The sequence below is a fragment of the Paenibacillus dendritiformis genome (assembly GCF_015845845.1).
GTDB lineage: Bacteria > Bacillota > Bacilli > Paenibacillales > Paenibacillaceae > Paenibacillus_B > Paenibacillus_B dendritiformis_C.
In genome coordinates this window covers 1-16,541 of record NZ_LDIG01000051.1, presented here as the reverse complement: position 1 = coordinate 16,541, position 16,541 = coordinate 1, and the positions used below count along the sequence as shown (strand labels likewise).

The window sequence follows — 16,541 nt, the reverse complement described above, 5'->3', positions numbered from 1 at the left end:
TCGAAATCCAGTCCGCAAAACCACAAATAGCCCGCATGCATGGGCAGCAGTTGATACAATTCCCGTTCGGAGTGGTTGAACAAATACGAAAGCAGCATCAGTCGAACCATTCGCTCCGGGTCAGCCGCCGGGCGACCGGTGCGTTCCGTATATAGCGGCGCTACCCAATCATGGACGATGGATAAATCAAGCGCCTCGTTGATTTGACGCAGGATGTGCTTTTTCGGCACGAGTTCATCCATATCCACGAATTGAAACATCTGAGGCTGGACAGCCGATGACTTATAGGCTTTCATGTTCAATCACTCTCTCGATTATTTGTTACTCTCGATTATTTGTTACAGTACAAATTCGACAAAACCGTGGGAAAGACCTGTTTAAGCGGACTTTTTCACCAGACTTCTAGAAATGCTTTATAGTTCATTAGTATTATTCTACTAAGTAATTGAAAACTCCTTTTTTCGACAGGCACTTGTAATTTTATTGTAGATTCTTGTTGAAGGAAAAAGCCGTATGCAAATATTTATTGCACACAGCTTGTTTTCAACTACGCCCATGGTTTGAAAGTTCCCATTATCCGGTAAAATGTATTGATACTATACACTCCACATGCGCCGTCTGCGGGAACATGTCCACCGGCTGGACGGAGGCCAGCTCGTAGCCGCCAGCCAGCAGCGCTTTGCAATCCTTCGCCAAGGTGGACGGATTGCAGGAGACGTAGACGAGCCGCTTCGGCTTGGCGGCGAGGATGGCCCGCAGCAGACGCTCGTCGCAGCCGGTGCGCGGCGGGTCGACGACGATGACGTCGGGGCGGTAGCCGTCCTTCACCCAGCGGGGAAGCAGCGCTTCGGCTTCTCCGGCATAGAAGGCGGCGTTCGTGCGGCCGCTGCGCTCGGCATTCTGGCGGGCGTTCTCGACGGCCTCCGGGATGAGCTCGATGCCGCGCACCTCGGCCGCATAAGGAGCCAGCCAGAGGGCGATCGTGCCCGTCCCGCAGTAGGCGTCGACGACCCGTTCCCGCCCGCTCAAGGCCGCGGCCACGCGCACCGCCTCGTACAGCTTCAGCGTCTGCTGCGGGTTGAGCTGGAAGAAGGTGCGCGGCGACAGCGAGAATTTCACGTCGCCGAGCGAGTCTTCCATTGTCGGCTTGCCCCAGAGGATACGCGTCTTGTCGCCGAACACGAGCGACGTCTTGCGCGTGTTGATATTGTGCGCGATGGTGGTCAGGTCGGGGATCTTCCGGAGCAGCTCGCTGACGAGCTGGTCGCTCTTCGGCAGCGTCTCCGTGCCGGTGACGAGCGTCAATTGCAGGTCGTCGGACTGGAAGCCGGTCCGCACGATGATCGTGCGGACGACGCCGGTGCGGCGCTTGGCGTCATACGGTGCAATGTGCAGCCGCTCCAGAATCGCCTTCACCTCTTCGACCGTCTGATTGATGCGGTCATGCTGGATCGTGCAGCCCGTAATATCGACGAGCTGGTGGGACTGGGCCTCGTACAGGCCGGCCACGATGCGGCCATCCCGTCCGGCGCCGATCTGCAGCTGGGCTTTGTTCCGGTAGTGCCACGGATCGTCCATGCCCAGCATCGGCTTGAGCGGCAGCGCATCCCCTTCGATGCCGGCATAACGGCGGAACGCCTCCCGCACCAGTTCCTCCTTTGCCCGGAGCTGGCCCTCGTAAGCGAGATGCTGCAGCTGGCAGCCACCGCAGCGCTCGTAGACCGGACAAGGCGGCTGGCGCCGGTCCGGCGATTCCTTCTCGTACGCCGTCACGGCGGCGACGATATGCTTGTCGTGCACCGCGGTGACCTTCGCCCGCACGACCTCCCCCGGAAGAGCGCCGTCGAGAAAGACGGCTTTTTTCCTGTAATAGCCGACGCCTTCTCCGTTAATGCCGATCCGCTTGATCGTGACGACGATACGGTCGCCAACCTTCACCTGCTCAGCCGAGGCATCGGTCACCCGCGGTCCCGCTTTAGGCGCGCCGGGACGCGGACCCTTTTTCCAAACTGTTCGCTCCTTAGGATTGCTTCCTCTATGACTCCGGTCCGTACCGGTTCTTCGTTCGTTCATGTCTGGTCTTCGCTCCTGCCTTCAGATTCAACTGCTCTCACTATAGCAAAAAGAACGGGGCAGCGCCAACCGCCGGCAACGGAGGTTAAACAGCAAAGAGTAGTGATGTTTGCAAGATCAACAGAAGAAGCGAGGACGAAGGAGAAGAAAAGGGGCAAGGATAAGAGGAAGGCGACGGCGTTTCAAGGATAAGGAGAAGACGACTGCGCACCAAGGATGAGGGAGGAGACGACTGCGAGAGAAGACGAAGGAGACGAAGTAGCATGCCTGATGCCACAGCCGCTACCCGACAAGGCGGGAAATCCATGTGCGAATCCGGCCTTGTTCCGAGAGAATCCGGCTTGGCCCTCCCAACCGGCTTCCCGTTGGGTTATACTAGAACAATAGCAGGGAGAGCGAGAAGGAGTTCGAGGATATGATAGCAATGGACCTGGACCAAGCGCGGAGCACATTGAAGCGGGTGTTCGGCTACGAAGACTTCCGCGAGGGACAGAAGCGAATAATTGAATATATATTGGAAGGAAAAAATACGGTGGGCATTATGCCGACCGGCGGCGGGAAATCGATCTGTTACCAGATTCCGGCGCTGATGCTGCCGGGCGTGACGCTGGTCGTCTCGCCGCTCATCTCGCTGATGAAGGATCAGGTCGATGCGCTGCACAGCTTGGGCGTGGAGGCCGCGTTCATCAACAGCACCCAGGAGATGGGGGAGGCGGGACGGATAGTGCGCCGGGCGGAGGAAGGGCGGCTGAAGCTGCTCTATGTCGCGCCGGAGCGGCTGGAGAGCGAATGGTTCCGGGAGCGGGCGAAGTCGCTGCCGATCGCGTTCATTGCGGTGGACGAGGCCCACTGCGTGTCGCAGTGGGGGCATGATTTCCGCCCGAGCTATCGCGCGATCGCGCCTTTCCTGAAGGAGCTGGAGGAAGCGGGACGCCCGCGCCCGCTCATGGCTGCCTTTACGGCCACCGCGACGCCGGAGGTGACGGAGGACTTAATCCGGCTGCTTGAGCTTGGAGAGCCGGAGCGGGTCGTCACCGGCTTCAAGCGGGACAACCTGGCGTTCGCCGTGCTGCGCGGAGAGGAGCGCCGGTCGTTCACGCTGCAATATGTGCGGGAGCGGACGCATCAGCCGGGCATCATCTACGCCTCGACGCGGAAGGAAGTCGAGGATCTGTGCGAGATGCTGCGGAAGGCGGGCCTTGCCGCCGGCCGGTACCATGCGGGCATGTCGGACGAGGAGCGCGCGCATATGCAGGAGGCGTTCCTGTATGACGACCTGCGCGTCATCGTGGCGACGAACGCCTTCGGCATGGGCATCGACAAATCGAACGTGCGCTATGTGCTGCACTACAATATGCCGAAGCATATGGAGGCGTATGTGCAGGAGGCCGGGCGCGCGGGGCGGGACGGCGAGCCGAGCGAATGCGTGCTGCTGTTCCATCCGCAGGATATTTTGACGCAGAAATTTTTTATTGAACAGAGCGAAGCCGCGCCGGAGCGGAAGATGCATGAATATAAAAAGCTGCAGGCGATGATCGATTACTGCTACACGACCGGCTGCCTGCAGACGTACATGCTGCGCTACTTCGGCGAAATATCGGACGAGACCTGCGGCATGTGCGGGAACTGCAAGGATGAGCGCGAATCGATCGACATTACGACGGAGGCGCAGAAAATTTTCTCCTGCATCTTCCGGATGCGGGAACGGTTCGGCGTCTCGATGGTCGCTTCCGTGCTGAAGGGATCGCGGAACAAAAAGGTGGTCCAATACGGCTTCGAGAAGCTGCCGACGCACGGAGAGATGCGGCATTTGACCGAGAAGGCGATCGCCGACCTGATTTATGTGCTCATTGCGGAAGGCTATTTGCAATTGAGCGAAGGACAGTATCCGGTCGTCCGTCTGCTGCCGCCCGCGGCCGAGGTGCTGAAGGGGCAGCGCCAGGTGACGCAGCGGGTGGCGACCTCGCTCAAGCCGAAGGCTGCCGGCGCGGTCGACGAGACGATCTTCGAGCAGCTGCGGTTGATTCGCCGCGAGCTGGCGAACAAGGCGGGCGTGCCGCCTTATATCGTGTTCAACGACAGCACGCTGCGGGAAATGGCGGAGCGGATGCCGACGACGGAGGCCGAGATGATGCTCGTCAAGGGCGTCGGGGAAGCGAAGCTAAAACAATTCGGCGAGCCGTTCATGGCCTTCTTCCGTCAACGGGAAGAAGAGTCGGCCCGGCTTGACGCACAGGAGGAATGGGGATGATGGATCCTGATAAGCATAGCAATGGCGCCGGTACGGGCAGCGTCAATGCGGGGGAAGCAACGCAGCCGCAAGCTGCCCAGGCGACCATCGAAGATTTTATGAAGCTGGATATCCGGATTGGCACGATCGTGGAGGCGTCTCCATTCGATAAGGCGCGCAAGCCCGCGATTAAGCTGGTGATCGATTTCGGTCCGCTCGGCCTGAAGCGCTCGAGCGCGCAGATTACGGTCCGCTATACGCCCGAAGCGTTGATCGGACGCCAGGTTGCCGCGGTCGTCAATTTCCCGCCGCGGAAGATTGCGGGCTTCTCCTCGGAGGTGCTCGTGCTCGGCGGCGTGCCGGAAGAAGGGGATGTCGTGCTGCTGCGGACGGATGAGGCGGTGCCGAACGGAACGCCGATTGCCTAGGCCATGGCGCGAAGCGAGCCGGACAGGATGCGGTCTGGCTGCGCTTGCGCGACGATAGAAGGGAGTCAACATGAAAGTCGTACTATCCACATTGAACGCGAAATATATTCATACTTCGCTTGCCATCCGCTGCCTGAAGGCGCACTGCGGGGACGAATTCGATGTCGAGCTGGCGGAGTATACGATCAAGGATCCGGCGATGAATATCGTCTCCGATCTGTTCCGCCGCGAGCCCGATGTCATCGGCTTCTCCTGCTATATCTGGAACATCGAGGAGACGATCCGGGTCATCGGCATGCTGCGGAAGGTAAGGCCGGATCTGCGGATCGTCCTGGGCGGGCCCGAAGTCTCCTATGACACCGAATACTGGATGAATCGGCTGCCCGAGGTGGACTTCATCGTCATGGGAGAAGGGGAGGAGACCTTCCTGCATCTGCTGCGCGAGATTCGCGACGAACAGAAGTATCACTTCGTGTTCGGCCTCGCGTACCGCAAAGGGGACGAGGTCCGCATCAATCCGGGCCGTCCGAAACTCGATCTGAACACGATCCCGTCTCCGCACCGGTTCGCGGAGGATCTGCCGCATCTGGGCAAGCGGGTCGTCTACTTCGAGACCAGCCGCGGCTGTCCGTTCAGCTGCCAATTCTGCCTCTCGAGCATCGAGGTCGGGGTCCGTTATTTCGATATCGAGCGGACGAAGGCGGATCTGCTGTTCCTGATCGACAACGGAGCGAAGCTGATCAAGTTCGTCGACCGCACGTTCAACATCAAGCGGGATTACGCGATGGAAATGTTCCGCTTCCTGATCGAGAATCATCGCGGCTGCGTATTCCAGTTCGAGATTACGGCCGACATTATGCGGCCGGAGGTGCTTGACTTCCTGGCGGAGAACGCGCCGCCCGGCATTTTCCGTTTTGAGATCGGCGTCCAGTCGACCAATGATCCGACGAACGAGCTCGTGAAGCGCCGCCAGAACTTCGCCAAGCTGACCCGCACCGTGACGAAGGTGAAGGAGAGCGGCAAAATCGATCAGCATCTCGATCTGATCGCCGGCCTGCCGCTCGAGGACTACGGGACGTTCCGCAAAACGTTCAATGACGTGTTCGCGCTCCGGCCGGAGGAACTGCAGCTCGGCTTTCTGAAGATGCTGCGGGGGACCGGGCTGCGGAACGACGCGGACAAGTACGGGTATGTATATATGGATCAAGCGCCCTATGAAATGCTGAGCAATGACGTGCTGCCCTTCAGCGACGTGGTACGCCTGAAGCGGCTGGAGGATGTGCTCGAGAAATATTGGAACGCCCACCGGATGGACTATACGATGGAGCATCTGATGCAGGAGGAATTCGATTCCCCGTTCGATTTCTTCCAGGCGTTCGGCGACTTTTGGGAAGAGAACGGGTGGCAGAAGATCGGACATCAATTGGAGGATCTGTTCGTGCGCCTGCAGGCCTTTCTGGAGGCGCACGGACTGCGGCGGCCGGACGTGGCGCGCGGGCTGATGAAGCTGGACTACTTCCGCAACCACAAATACAAGCCGCGCAAGACATGGTGGGAGACGACCTTGTCGAAGGAAGAAGCGTCCCGCGTCATGCGTCAGGCGGCCGAACGGCCGGAGGCCGTGTCCTCTGCCTTCGCGGCGCTGGGCTTGAGCGAGAAGGAGCTGCACAAGCATGCCGTCGTCGAGCGACTTCCTTTTGCATGGAGGGCGGATGCCGTCCACAGGGCCGGAAGGCTGGAGATGGAGGACGCCCCGAGCTATCTGCTCGTCGTCTATCAGCAGACGGAAGACGAGAAGCCGCTGCTCTTTTCCATCGGGGCAGGTGGCTAGTAACAACAACAATTTGGAAGCGCCGGAGGATTTGCGTCCCCGGCGTTTTTGAACAAATATTATAGAATTTATAAATTTTTTTTTGGGGGGGTAAGCAGGTCTTACGCCTCAGCGTGAATCGTGGCCGGCGCTGAAGAAGCAGAACGCTGAAGAGAAGCAGCACATTGAATTAGCAAAACAGCGCGCTATTGTGATTCTATGAAGGTGCTGTTCTATAAGTAGTTTCTACCTGCATTGAGATAGCCCCCCCTGCTTCTCATAGCTTGACTTGCCGAAAAGCTGCGAAAATACAGTTTTCCGTTTTGACGTCTACTCTGTGACCGACATTCCTGCAAGACGCAGGCTATTGAGAAAGTCCAAGGTATTTTTCGGCACTTCATTTGGACTCGTCTCTCAGTAGAAAAAATTGATTTAAAACGCTCTGAGTTCCAAGTCTTGGTTAGGAAAATGGATAATCTCCGCGCTTTCGTAAAAAAAGGAGTTTCCAACGGCCTGAAACCTGCACACTTTCCCTAGCTACGCCTATTCGGTAAGCGAAATCCGCAAAACTGCACGATTTGTCCAGACACGTCTATCCGGTAGGCGAAACTGCACGATTTCTCCAGACACGTCTATCCGGTAGGCGAAATACTGCGCAAATACAGCAATTCGATATGGACGACTTCACCAGAAAGGGAATCCTGCAAACCTGCAGGAATTTCACCCGTTTCGCTACGACTTGGAGCAAAAGGGCCTAAAATGATGTAGATATGCAGCAATTCCTCGGGATGTGGACTCATTGAGCCGAAATTCCTGTAAAATAGCAGCAATTCCCTCCACACGTTCAGGCCCCAGGAGGCAACGATGACTCCAGAAGGTGATGATGTCCCCAGGAACCGACGCGGCTCTTGGGTCCCGTAAATCAGGCTGTTGCGAAAGTCCAAGGGATTTTTTCGTGCCGCGAATCGGTCTGAGGCCTGGGGATAGGGCGGTTCATAGCGAGCGACCGCAATCGCCGCAATCGCCGTAATCACCGCTAATCGCTGCTAATCACCGCTAATCGCTGCTAATCACCGCTAATCGCTGCTAATCACCGCTAATCGCTGCTAATCGCCGCTATCTCCCGGTGAGGGCCGAGGCGGACGGACACGAACAAAAGCCCGCGAAGGCCCTCTGCACCATCGCAGAGGAACCTTCCGGGCTTCTTTTTCCTCGGACCAAGTGCCGTTAGAGCGAGATCCGGCCAGCGTCCTTATTTCTTCAAATGTTCGTCGAGGAACTTGATCATCGCGTTATAGAACTCGATCCGGTTCTCCTCGTTGTTGAATCCGTGTCCTTCGTTGTCCTTCAGCATGTACTGGACATCGACGCCCCGCTTCTTCAGCGCTTCGACGATCTGATCCGATTCCGCCTGATTGACGCGCGGGTCGTTGGCGCCCTGAGCGACGAAGAGCGGCGTCTTGATGCGGTCGACATGGAAGACCGGCGAGACGGCCTTCAGCAGCTCCTTGTCTTTTTCCGGATGGCCGACCCGTTCATAGAACATATTGCGGAACGTCTCCCAGTACGGCGGCAGCGTCTCCAGCAGCGTAAAGATATTCGAGACCCCGACATAGTCGACGGCGGCGGCATACAGATCCGGGGTGAAGGTAATGCCGGCCAAGGTGGCGTATCCGCCGAAGGATGCGCCGTAAATGCCGATGCGATCCGGATCGGCGATGCCTTGCTTGATCGCCCACTGCACGCCGTCGGTAATGTCATTTTGAATGTTCCGTCCCCACTGCTTGTTGCCGGCATTCAGGAACTCCTTGCCATAGCCCGTAGACGACCGGAAATTCACCTGCAGCACCGCATAGCCGCGGTTCGCCAGCAGCTGCACCTCCGGATTGAAGCCCCACATGTCCCGCGCCCATGGCCCGCCATGCGGATTGACGATGAGCGGCAGGTTCTCCGGTTTTTTATTCCTCGGCAGCGTCAAATATCCGTGAATCGTCAGGCCGTCCCGGCTCTTGTAAGAGATCGGATGCATATCGGCCATCAGTTCCGGCTTCAGCCACGGGCTCAGATTGGCCAGCTCCGTCAGTTGATCGGTCGTGGAATCGTAATAGTAATACCGGCCGTAAGTCTTGTCATTCGACACGCTGACGATGAACTTGTTCATGTCCTGGTTGTAATCGTTGATGCCGATCTCGCTTTCGCTCACCTTCAGCTTTGCCATCAGCTTGCGGTACAGCCCTTCGAATTCGCTATCGAAAAAGTGCAGATGAGCCTTGTCTGTCACATAAGCCGCATAGAGCAGCCGGTCCCGCTTCGAATCATACAGCGCATTGGCAATATCGACTTCGGGATGCTCGAAGAGCACCTTCTCGTTCGCTTGCAGATCGAAGCGGACGAGGGCCGCCTTATCCCGTCCTTGATTGGATACGGCGAGGACGGATTGATTGTCCTGCGTAAAGCCAAGCAGGTTCACTTCGTCTCCGGCATTAAGCTTCAGGAAGGAGCGGAATTCCTCCTTATCCGAATCGCGGTACATAATTTCGCCCACGACCCCGTCCGATACGACGGCCATCCGGATATTGCCGTTGCGATCCGCGAGCCAGCCCTGGACGTTGCCCGGATTTTTGGCGACGAGTTGGAGCGCTCCTGTCTTGATGTTGAGCTTGTAGACATCGAAGACGGTTTTATTCTCTTTGTTCAGGGTGACGAGAATCTCGTCCTTGAGTCCCGACAGCAGGCTGACCAGGCCGGCCTGCACCCCGGAATACGGCGTCAGGTCCTTCTCCTGCGCTCCATTGAAGCTGGACGAGTAAATGTGGAAGTTTTCATCCCCGCCGTTATCTTTGACATACAAGAGCGTGTCGCCTTTCCAGAAAAAGGCCGCGATATCCCGATCCTTGGAACTGGTGACCCGCTCCGGTTCGCCGCTGCCTCCCATGTTCTTCACGAATACGTTGGCCCGGTTCTCCCACGGCGCCATAAATGTCAAATAATTGCCGTCCGAAGAGATCTGGTAGGCGAGACTGCCCGGATTGCGCATGAAGTCTTCGACCGGAATCGGAGCGACGCCCTTATCGTCGATCGAGGCCAGACGCAGCTTCTTCACGTTGTCTAGCGCGGCGGCCGCTTCTCGCAAGGTGATCGCCTCATCGGCGCGGAGACTGCCGTCGCGATAGCCGTGCAGCAGGCCGAGCGACTTCGCCTGCTCCGCATAGGCGGTCAGGCTGCCCTCTCCGCTGTCCTGCCCGAAGGCGCGGACCAATATGCGGGCGACCTCGCCGCGCGTAATCGCGTCTTCCGGGGATGCGAGCTCGCTTTCCCGGATCCAGCCCTCCTTCTGCGCGACCTTCATCGGATCGGCGCCATGCTGGTACGTGAGCGCCGTTACCGCATAGCGGATGAAATCATTGGCCGTAACCTTGGCGGTCAGATCGGCCTTGGCGTCGACAACTCCTGCCGTGACAAGCGAATTCACGCCATGGGCATACCAAGGCGCGGCAGAGCCTTTCTCTGCCCCCATCACAGTCAACGGCATGGAGCATGCCATGACTGCGGCCAGCACAGCCGCTACGATTCTTTTCTTCATCTTGACCCTTCCCCCTTCATGACTATGGAAGACATGCGAACATGCCGCTTTCCTCTTCCATGTTCCGGCGGCTTTCCTCCTTCAACGTCAGGCGAGCGTATTGCGCAGCAGCGATTATGTAGAATGGGCTTGACGGCCGGTATTCCGGTGTCAGCGCGTCATTGCCCGCAATGAGTACCTTCTTTCTTCCATTATATCCATCACATCGACCTAGGCGTTGTCAGACTGGGCCGCTCATCTTAATAATACGGGAGGCCAGGAGAAAAGTTAAGGGAAATTTTTTCCTACCGCCTAAACAGAAGCGGCACCGAGCCGTCTGGCCCGGTGCCCCGCGACATTATTGCACCGCGATATAAATGTCCACCTGCGCGTCATCCGGATTGGCGCTCCGCTCATCATAACGTTCGAAATCTCCGGTGAACGTGCGCGTCATCCCCGAGGCTGCCGACCACTTCCAGATGGCCGCCCATGCTTCCGTCACGACTTTGGCCAAGGGCCCGCGTGCCGTCGTAAATACCGCATACTTCGCGGCGGGAACCGTCACCGCCTTGAATCCTTCCGGCAGCGCCGCATCGGTAATGACGCTCGTGCCGATTAGCATCGAATACTCTCCGGACGCCCCGTTCTCGTAGTCATGATAACAGCCGTAAATGACGCCCGGCTCGGCCGCATTCGGGATGCGCGCCAGCAGGCCCTCCTTCCAGAATCGCTCCCACATCTGCGGAATGACCGCTTCCGGCGTATATTCGCGCATATTCGAGGTGCGGGCCGAGATGCCGGCCAGCATCATCTCTCCCCGCTCGATGATCTTCACCGGCTGCAGATCCGGAACGGCCGTCCCCGCTTGATCGGCCCATCGCTTTAGCGTCGGAAGATAGTTTTTCAGCATTGCTCGCGCAGCTTGCTCTTCCATTCCGTTCTCGACGACGAAGGGGACGCACACCTCAATCATCTCTTCCATCGTCATATCCGGCTGCTTGAAGGCTCCGCCTTCGTAGCAATAGATGCAGTAATCCTGCACTTTGCCGTTCCCCTTGTCCGTTCCAAGCTGTTCCTCGCTGTGCAGCGGCATTCCGCAGCTTTGGCATTCGCGTTGCACGGTTTGTTCCATGAACATTCACTCCTCATCACGTGATGGCTTTAGTATACGCCATGGAACTTGACAACCCTGTGTCAGGTTCGGAAAGAAGAGTAAGATAATCAAGAATAGAACATGGTAAAATAAATGACAGGCATCGATACGGCAATAGGATGAGAACGAAGGGAAGAAGGAGGAGCCATGCTTCAGAAATTTGGATTTTCCCAATATGAAAGCAAAGTATACGAGGCGCTCGTCTCCAGCGGCGAACCGCTGGACGCGACGACCGTCGTGAAATATTCGGGCGTTCCCAAAGCGAAAATCTATGAGGTGCTGGCCCGGCTCATCGACAAGGGCGTCGTGTCCGACACGATCTCCGGCAAGAAGAAGCTGTATGCGGCGCTGCCGCTGGAGGTCGTCATCGACAAGCTGGCCCAGGAATTCGAGAACAGCATTGCCCAGCTCAGACGAAGCAGCGAACGCAGGGCGTACGTTGACGATCAGGTGTGGACCATCAAATCGGACACGAGCATTCAAGCGTATGGCAAGCATCTGATCGAGGGCGCGGAGCAATCGATTCTGATCTCGATGTGGAAGGACGACTTCGCCGCCTATGTGCCGCTCTTGGAACGGAAGGAGCAGGAAGGAGTCCGCGTCGAGGCGATGGTGACCGGCTATCATGTGCCGCAGGCCCGGCTGTCGAAGCTGCATACCCTGACGCCGACGGACGAGCATCAGCGGCTGGAGCGGTTCGCGATCATCGTCGTCGATGGCGAGCGGCTGATGTTCGGCGGACTCGACCACGGGAACTGGCAGGCGATGCAGACGGGCGCGCAGCCGTTCGTCACCTTCTTCACGGAATTTTTCTATCATGATGTCGCGCTGGCGGCCATCTCGCAAAAATATTATGACGAGCTGATGCAGGACGAGGAAATGAAGGCTCTGTTGATGCAGCTTCGTTATTAGAAGGGACAACACTCTTGCATGGCTCTGCCGCTGCGGGAGTGTTTTTATGTTGCGTTCCTTACGGGCAATCTCCCTTCTGCTCAGAAAAGCGGATAATGATATAATGGAATTATTTGACGCCAGGATAACTCAAAAATATTGATTTCAATTTTTAGGAGTACTAGAATGGGCCGATTATTGAATCTGAAATGTAATTTACGGCTGAAGATGATTTTGCTTATCAGCCTCTTGATTATTGGAATCTGTGCGATTTTCGGAGTATTTCTGGAACGGTTTATCTGGAATATGGCCGAGGATCAGACCGGAAAACGAGCGTTGAATCTGGCGCAAAGCGTCGCGAATATACCGGAAATCCAAAGAGCCTTCCGCTTGGAAAACCCCTCCGTGGTGATTCAACCGATCGTGCAGCCGATACAGCGGGAGACGGGCGCGGAGTTCATTGTTGTCGGGAATACGCAGGAAATCCGGCAATCCCATCCCAATGCGAGCATTATCGGAGCCAAAATGGTCGGAAGCGATAATGACAGGGCCTTGCTTCATGGCGAGTCGTACGTATCTGAGAAGGAAGGAACGCTCGGCTTGTCGATTCGGGGGAAGGTGCCCATTTTCGATGAAGGGAAGATCGTGGGGGTCGTATCGGTCGGTTTTCTCAATAATGATGTGCACCGCCTCGTGGCGGACCAGAGCAAAGCCCTCTGGCTGACCTTAAGTCTCATTATTCTGTTCGGTATCGCGGGAGCTGTCTTCATTGCTTCTTATATCAAAAAATTATTGCATAATATGGAGCCCGAGGAGATCTCTCATCTGTATCTTCAGAAGGAAGCGATTCTGCAGTCCACGCATGAAGGCATTATCGCGGTGGATAATGATGGGGCTATTACGGCGATGAATAAAGCGGCCAGGGAGATTCTGTTCACGGAAATGGCCCAGCAACAAACCAATTATGCAGGCACATCCATTCAACAGATTGTTCCTTCCTTGAACAGGCATGGCAAGCAGAGAAGCCGCTTGGTGAACCGGGAAATGGTGCTGGGCGAGGATGTCGTGCTCGTCAATCAGACTCCTATTGTAAGTGAAGATGCAGTTACGGGGAGCGTCTATACGTTCCGCGCCAAAACAGAGCTGGAAACGGTGACGGAGGAACTGTCCCGCATTAAGCAATATGCGAATGCGCAGCGGGCGCAGACGCATGAGTACTCCAATAAGCTGCATATCATCCTTGGGCTGGTGCAGAACCAGCGGTATAAGGAAGCGATCGATTTTATTAAAAAGGAAAGCAATATGCAGCAGGCCAGGTTAACGTTTTTATCGGAAAAGGTAGCGGACCCTCTGCTTCAGGCATTGTTGCAAGGGAAGTTCAACCAAGCCAATGAGCTGGGCATCTCCATGGTCATTCATCCGGACAGCCGGCTGGAAGGCTCATTTGCAGACGAGAAGCAGGATGCGCTGTTAACCGCGCTGGGCAATGTTATTGAGAATGCATTGGAGGCGGTCAAGCAGAAGGAAGACGGCCAGCGCAAGGTGGCCATCTTTTTTACGGATATCGGGGAGGATTGCATTTTTGAAATTGAAGATTCCGGTCCGGGGGTAGCCGAGACGGATAGCCCCCGCATTTTTGAGCAAGGGTTTTCGACGAAGCAGGGCAGCCATCGGGGAACGGGACTGGCGCTGTCGAAGCTGATGCTGAATGGCGTTGGCGGCGAGATTTTGTTAGAAGCAGGGGAAGGGGAGCTCGGAGGAGCTTGTTTTATGATTATTATGCCGCAGGATGAAAGGGGATCGCTGTGAAGGACTTGTTGTCGGTGCTGATTATCGAGGATGATTTTCGAGTAGCGGATATTCATCGTCAATATGTTGAAAAAACAACCGGCTTTGCCGTTCGATACATGGCCAAGTGCCGTAAAGAAGCGCTGGCTTATATGGAACGCGGCGAAGCGGTTCCGGATCTTATTTTATTGGATGTATATATCCCGGATGTGGAAGGGATGAACCTGTTGTGGGAGCTTCGTCAGTCCAGTCATGACACCGATATCATTATCGTCACGGCGGAGAAGGGGGCGAAGTCGGTTCAGGAAGCGCTTCGCGCCGGCGTGTTCGATTATATCGTCAAGCCCGTAGATGAGGAGCGTTTCACCTATACGCTGACAAAGTATAAGGAATACCGGAGCTTGCTGCGTTCCACCAAAGAAATGGAGCAGACCGATATCGACGCTGTATTCGGACTGCATCGCGCTTCGGGATCTTCCGCTAGAGCGGATGGGGCGCTCCCGAAGGGGATTGACTCGATCACGCTGGACAAGATTCACCGCGTCTTCACGCAGAAGGAGATCGGCGGAATTACGGCCGTTGAATTAAGCTTCGAGCTCGGCATCAGCCGATCGACGGCACGGCGTTATTTAGAATATTTAGTGTCCTTGAAGAGGGTCAAGACGAAGCTCATCTATGGCACGGTAGGAAGGCCGGAACGAAGATATATGTTCTGTGACACTTATGAACAAAATCGGTAAAATGAGCGATATTGTTTTTATGCTCACAATATTTATCCCCCGCCTCAACTGTGATAAATTTCATACTAATCCACAAAGGATTATGCTTTACACCGAATTGTAAACGCATTCATATGGTGTGGAATGAGGTTAGGTGTGAAACGCTGGCAAGCACATCACGGAAAGGGGATATCCTATTGAGCCTTAGTTTGATTGGTCTGATTACGATTTTAATTATTGTCGCCTTGCTTATCAGCGGCAAAGTGACCCCGATTGTAGCCATGGTCATACCGCCGATCCTTGGCGCATTAATCGCGGGGTATAGTTTTACGGAAATCGGCGGCTTTTTTGGCAACGGCGTCAGCTCGGTTATTCATGTCGCGATTATGTTTATTTTTGCGATTATCTTTTTCGGCATTATGCAGGATGTTGGGCTCTTTGATCCATTAATTAATAAAATGGTCGCTTTTTCGCGCGGAAGCGTCATTACGGTAAGTGTCGGAACGGTTTTCGTGGCCGCGATTGCCCATTTGGACGGCTCGGGAGCTTCAACCTTTTTAATTACGATTCCTGCGCTTTTACCTGTTTACAAGCGCTTACAAATGAATCCGTATTTGCTGCTCCTGCTGATTGGGGGAAGCGCAAGTATTATGAATATGATTCCGTGGGCGGGCCCACTGGGCCGAACGGCGACCGTCCTGGAAGCGGATGTCACGGAATTATGGCAGCCGCTCATTCCGATCCAGATCATCGGGATGGTGCTCATGATTGGATTGGCCGTACTTCTCGGTATCAGGGAGAAGCGGAGAATCATTCGAAAGTACGGCTCGTTGGAGGTAGCAGCCACGCTGGAAACGACCGCGGCCGCGCCGGATGCTTCCGCTTCCGTCCGGACCGGGCAGGCGAACGGTCTCGCTCGTCCCGGATTGCTGTGGGTCAATGCTTGCCTGGCTATCGCGGTCGTGGGCGTGCTCGTGGCCGGAATTATCCCGGCGGGCCTGGCCTTCATGATTGGGGTAAGCATCGCCTTGCCGCTTAACTTCTTCAAGGTGAATGATCAGATGGAACGGCTGCGCGCCCATGCGCCCAATGCGCTCACGATGGCATCGATCATTCTTGCGGCCGGCTTATTTTTGGGCATACTTAACGGAACCGGCATGCTCACGGCCATCGCGAATGATGCCGTGACGATACTTCCAGGAAGCATCGCGCCTTACCTGCATATTATCGTTGGCTTGCTGGGCGTGCCGTTCGATTTAATCTTGAGCACGGATGCATATTACTTCGCCCTGCTGCCTGTCGTCGATCAGATTGCTTCCGGCTTCGGCGTCGCTTCGCTGTCCACGGCATACGCGATGGTGATCGGCAATATCGTCGGCACGTTCGTGAGCCCGCTGTCCCCGGCCTTGTGGCTGGCGCTAGGGTTAGCGGGCCTGGAGATGGGCCGCCATATCCGCTATTCGCTGTTCTGGATATGGGGAATCAGTATTGTTCTCGTCGTTACAGCTATATTTATGGGAATTATTTAAAAGTCCGGTGAATTAGTGCAGTTGTAGCCGTCTGATGGACATGCAAAACGAGTAAAACAACTCAGCCAGCGCTGAAATGAGTAGGCGTGACAACGCCTCTGTCATCACGGATTTCGTTTTTTGGCATGCCGACATACCAGTTCGAGATCGCTTTTTCCCAAACCGGCATAGTCTTTTCAGATTTTGAACGATCGCCGTCAGTAGCGCCTGTTCTTGCATGCAGTCGAGTCCGCGGCTCCGTGCACGATCCATGCCATGCGCAACTTTGCTTTCAGCAAACACATGCTCACAGCGGGTTCGTAACTTTTGCAGATGACGGTAAGAACCCGTTAGCTGAATCCGTTTAGCTCTGTTTCGG

Annotated in this window: 13 protein-coding genes; 7 read left to right on the top strand and 6 right to left on the bottom strand. The window is 55.9% G+C overall.

The genetic code is table 11. The annotated features are described in order from the left end of the window. A partial coding sequence (locus ABD76_RS02305; protein WP_197253959.1) for a transposase occupies nucleotides 1-296 on the bottom strand: 296 nt, incomplete at its 3' end. A gap of 277 nt (nucleotides 297-573) precedes the next feature. Further along, nucleotides 574-2,073 (bottom strand): 23S rRNA (uracil(1939)-C(5))-methyltransferase RlmD, encoded by a 1,500-nt coding sequence (rlmD, locus tag ABD76_RS02300; RefSeq protein WP_242069306.1) that lies wholly within the window; start codon nucleotides 2,071-2,073, stop codon nucleotides 574-576. 415 nt (nucleotides 2,074-2,488) lie between these two features. Here rlmD and recQ point away from each other — a divergent pair, with 415 nt between their 5' ends. From recQ to ABD76_RS02285, 3 genes are all read left to right on the top strand, one after another. Next, complete coding sequence (recQ, locus tag ABD76_RS02295; RefSeq protein WP_197253958.1) at nucleotides 2,489-4,324, top strand: DNA helicase RecQ; 1,836 nt, start codon at nucleotides 2,489-2,491, stop codon at nucleotides 4,322-4,324. Continuing rightward, nucleotides 4,321-4,731: a chaperone CsaA gene (gene csaA / locus ABD76_RS02290; RefSeq protein ID WP_275100746.1), complete on the top strand. Its 411-nt coding sequence runs from the start codon at nucleotides 4,321-4,323 to the stop codon at nucleotides 4,729-4,731. The genes recQ and csaA overlap by 4 nt, the downstream gene beginning before the upstream one ends. 70 nt (nucleotides 4,732-4,801) lie before the next feature. Beyond that, nucleotides 4,802-6,562 (top strand): B12-binding domain-containing radical SAM protein, encoded by a 1,761-nt coding sequence (locus ABD76_RS02285; protein ID WP_197253957.1) that lies wholly within the window; start codon nucleotides 4,802-4,804, stop codon nucleotides 6,560-6,562. Between the two features lie 611 nt (nucleotides 6,563-7,173). On the opposite strand, the gene ABD76_RS02280 is transcribed toward ABD76_RS02285, so the two are convergent. From ABD76_RS02280 to ABD76_RS02270, 3 genes are all read right to left on the bottom strand, one after another. Further along, nucleotides 7,174-7,575 (bottom strand): hypothetical protein, encoded by a 402-nt coding sequence (locus ABD76_RS02280; RefSeq protein WP_197253956.1) that lies wholly within the window; start codon nucleotides 7,573-7,575, stop codon nucleotides 7,174-7,176. Nucleotides 7,576-7,793: 218 nt separating this feature from the next. Beyond that, a complete protein-coding gene (locus tag ABD76_RS02275) occupies nucleotides 7,794-10,124 on the bottom strand; it encodes a S9 family peptidase (protein WP_197253955.1) in 2,331 nt (776 codons plus the stop codon). 337 nt (nucleotides 10,125-10,461) lie between these two features. Next, nucleotides 10,462-11,235, bottom strand: a complete 774-nt coding sequence (locus ABD76_RS02270) for an effector binding domain-containing protein (protein WP_197253954.1) — start codon at nucleotides 11,233-11,235, stop codon at nucleotides 10,462-10,464. Nucleotides 11,236-11,403: 168 nt separating this feature from the next. Between ABD76_RS02270 and ABD76_RS02265 the strand changes: the two genes are divergently transcribed. The 4 genes from ABD76_RS02265 (at nucleotide 11,404) to ABD76_RS02250 (ending at nucleotide 16,183) form a co-directional block, all read left to right on the top strand. Continuing rightward, on the top strand, nucleotides 11,404-12,168 hold the full coding sequence (locus ABD76_RS02265) for a TrmB family transcriptional regulator (RefSeq protein ID WP_197253953.1): 765 nt from the start codon (nucleotides 11,404-11,406) through the stop codon (nucleotides 12,166-12,168). A gap of 165 nt (nucleotides 12,169-12,333) precedes the next feature. Then, on the top strand, nucleotides 12,334-13,956 hold the full coding sequence (locus ABD76_RS02260) for an ATP-binding protein (protein ID WP_197253951.1): 1,623 nt from the start codon (nucleotides 12,334-12,336) through the stop codon (nucleotides 13,954-13,956). Beyond that, nucleotides 13,953-14,675 carry a response regulator gene (locus ABD76_RS02255; RefSeq protein ID WP_197253950.1) on the top strand — a complete coding sequence of 241 codons (723 nt, stop codon included), beginning with the start codon at nucleotides 13,953-13,955 and terminating at the stop codon, nucleotides 14,673-14,675. Before ABD76_RS02260 ends, ABD76_RS02255 begins: the two co-directional genes overlap by 4 nt. Before the next feature lie 176 nt (nucleotides 14,676-14,851). Further along, nucleotides 14,852-16,183 (top strand): CitMHS family transporter, encoded by a 1,332-nt coding sequence (locus tag ABD76_RS02250; protein ID WP_197253949.1) that lies wholly within the window; start codon nucleotides 14,852-14,854, stop codon nucleotides 16,181-16,183. 12 nt (nucleotides 16,184-16,195) lie between these two features. Here ABD76_RS02250 and ABD76_RS02245 read toward each other — a convergent pair. After that, nucleotides 16,196-16,541: transposase (locus tag ABD76_RS02245; RefSeq protein ID WP_197253583.1), on the bottom strand; the 346-nt coding region annotated here is incomplete at its 5' end.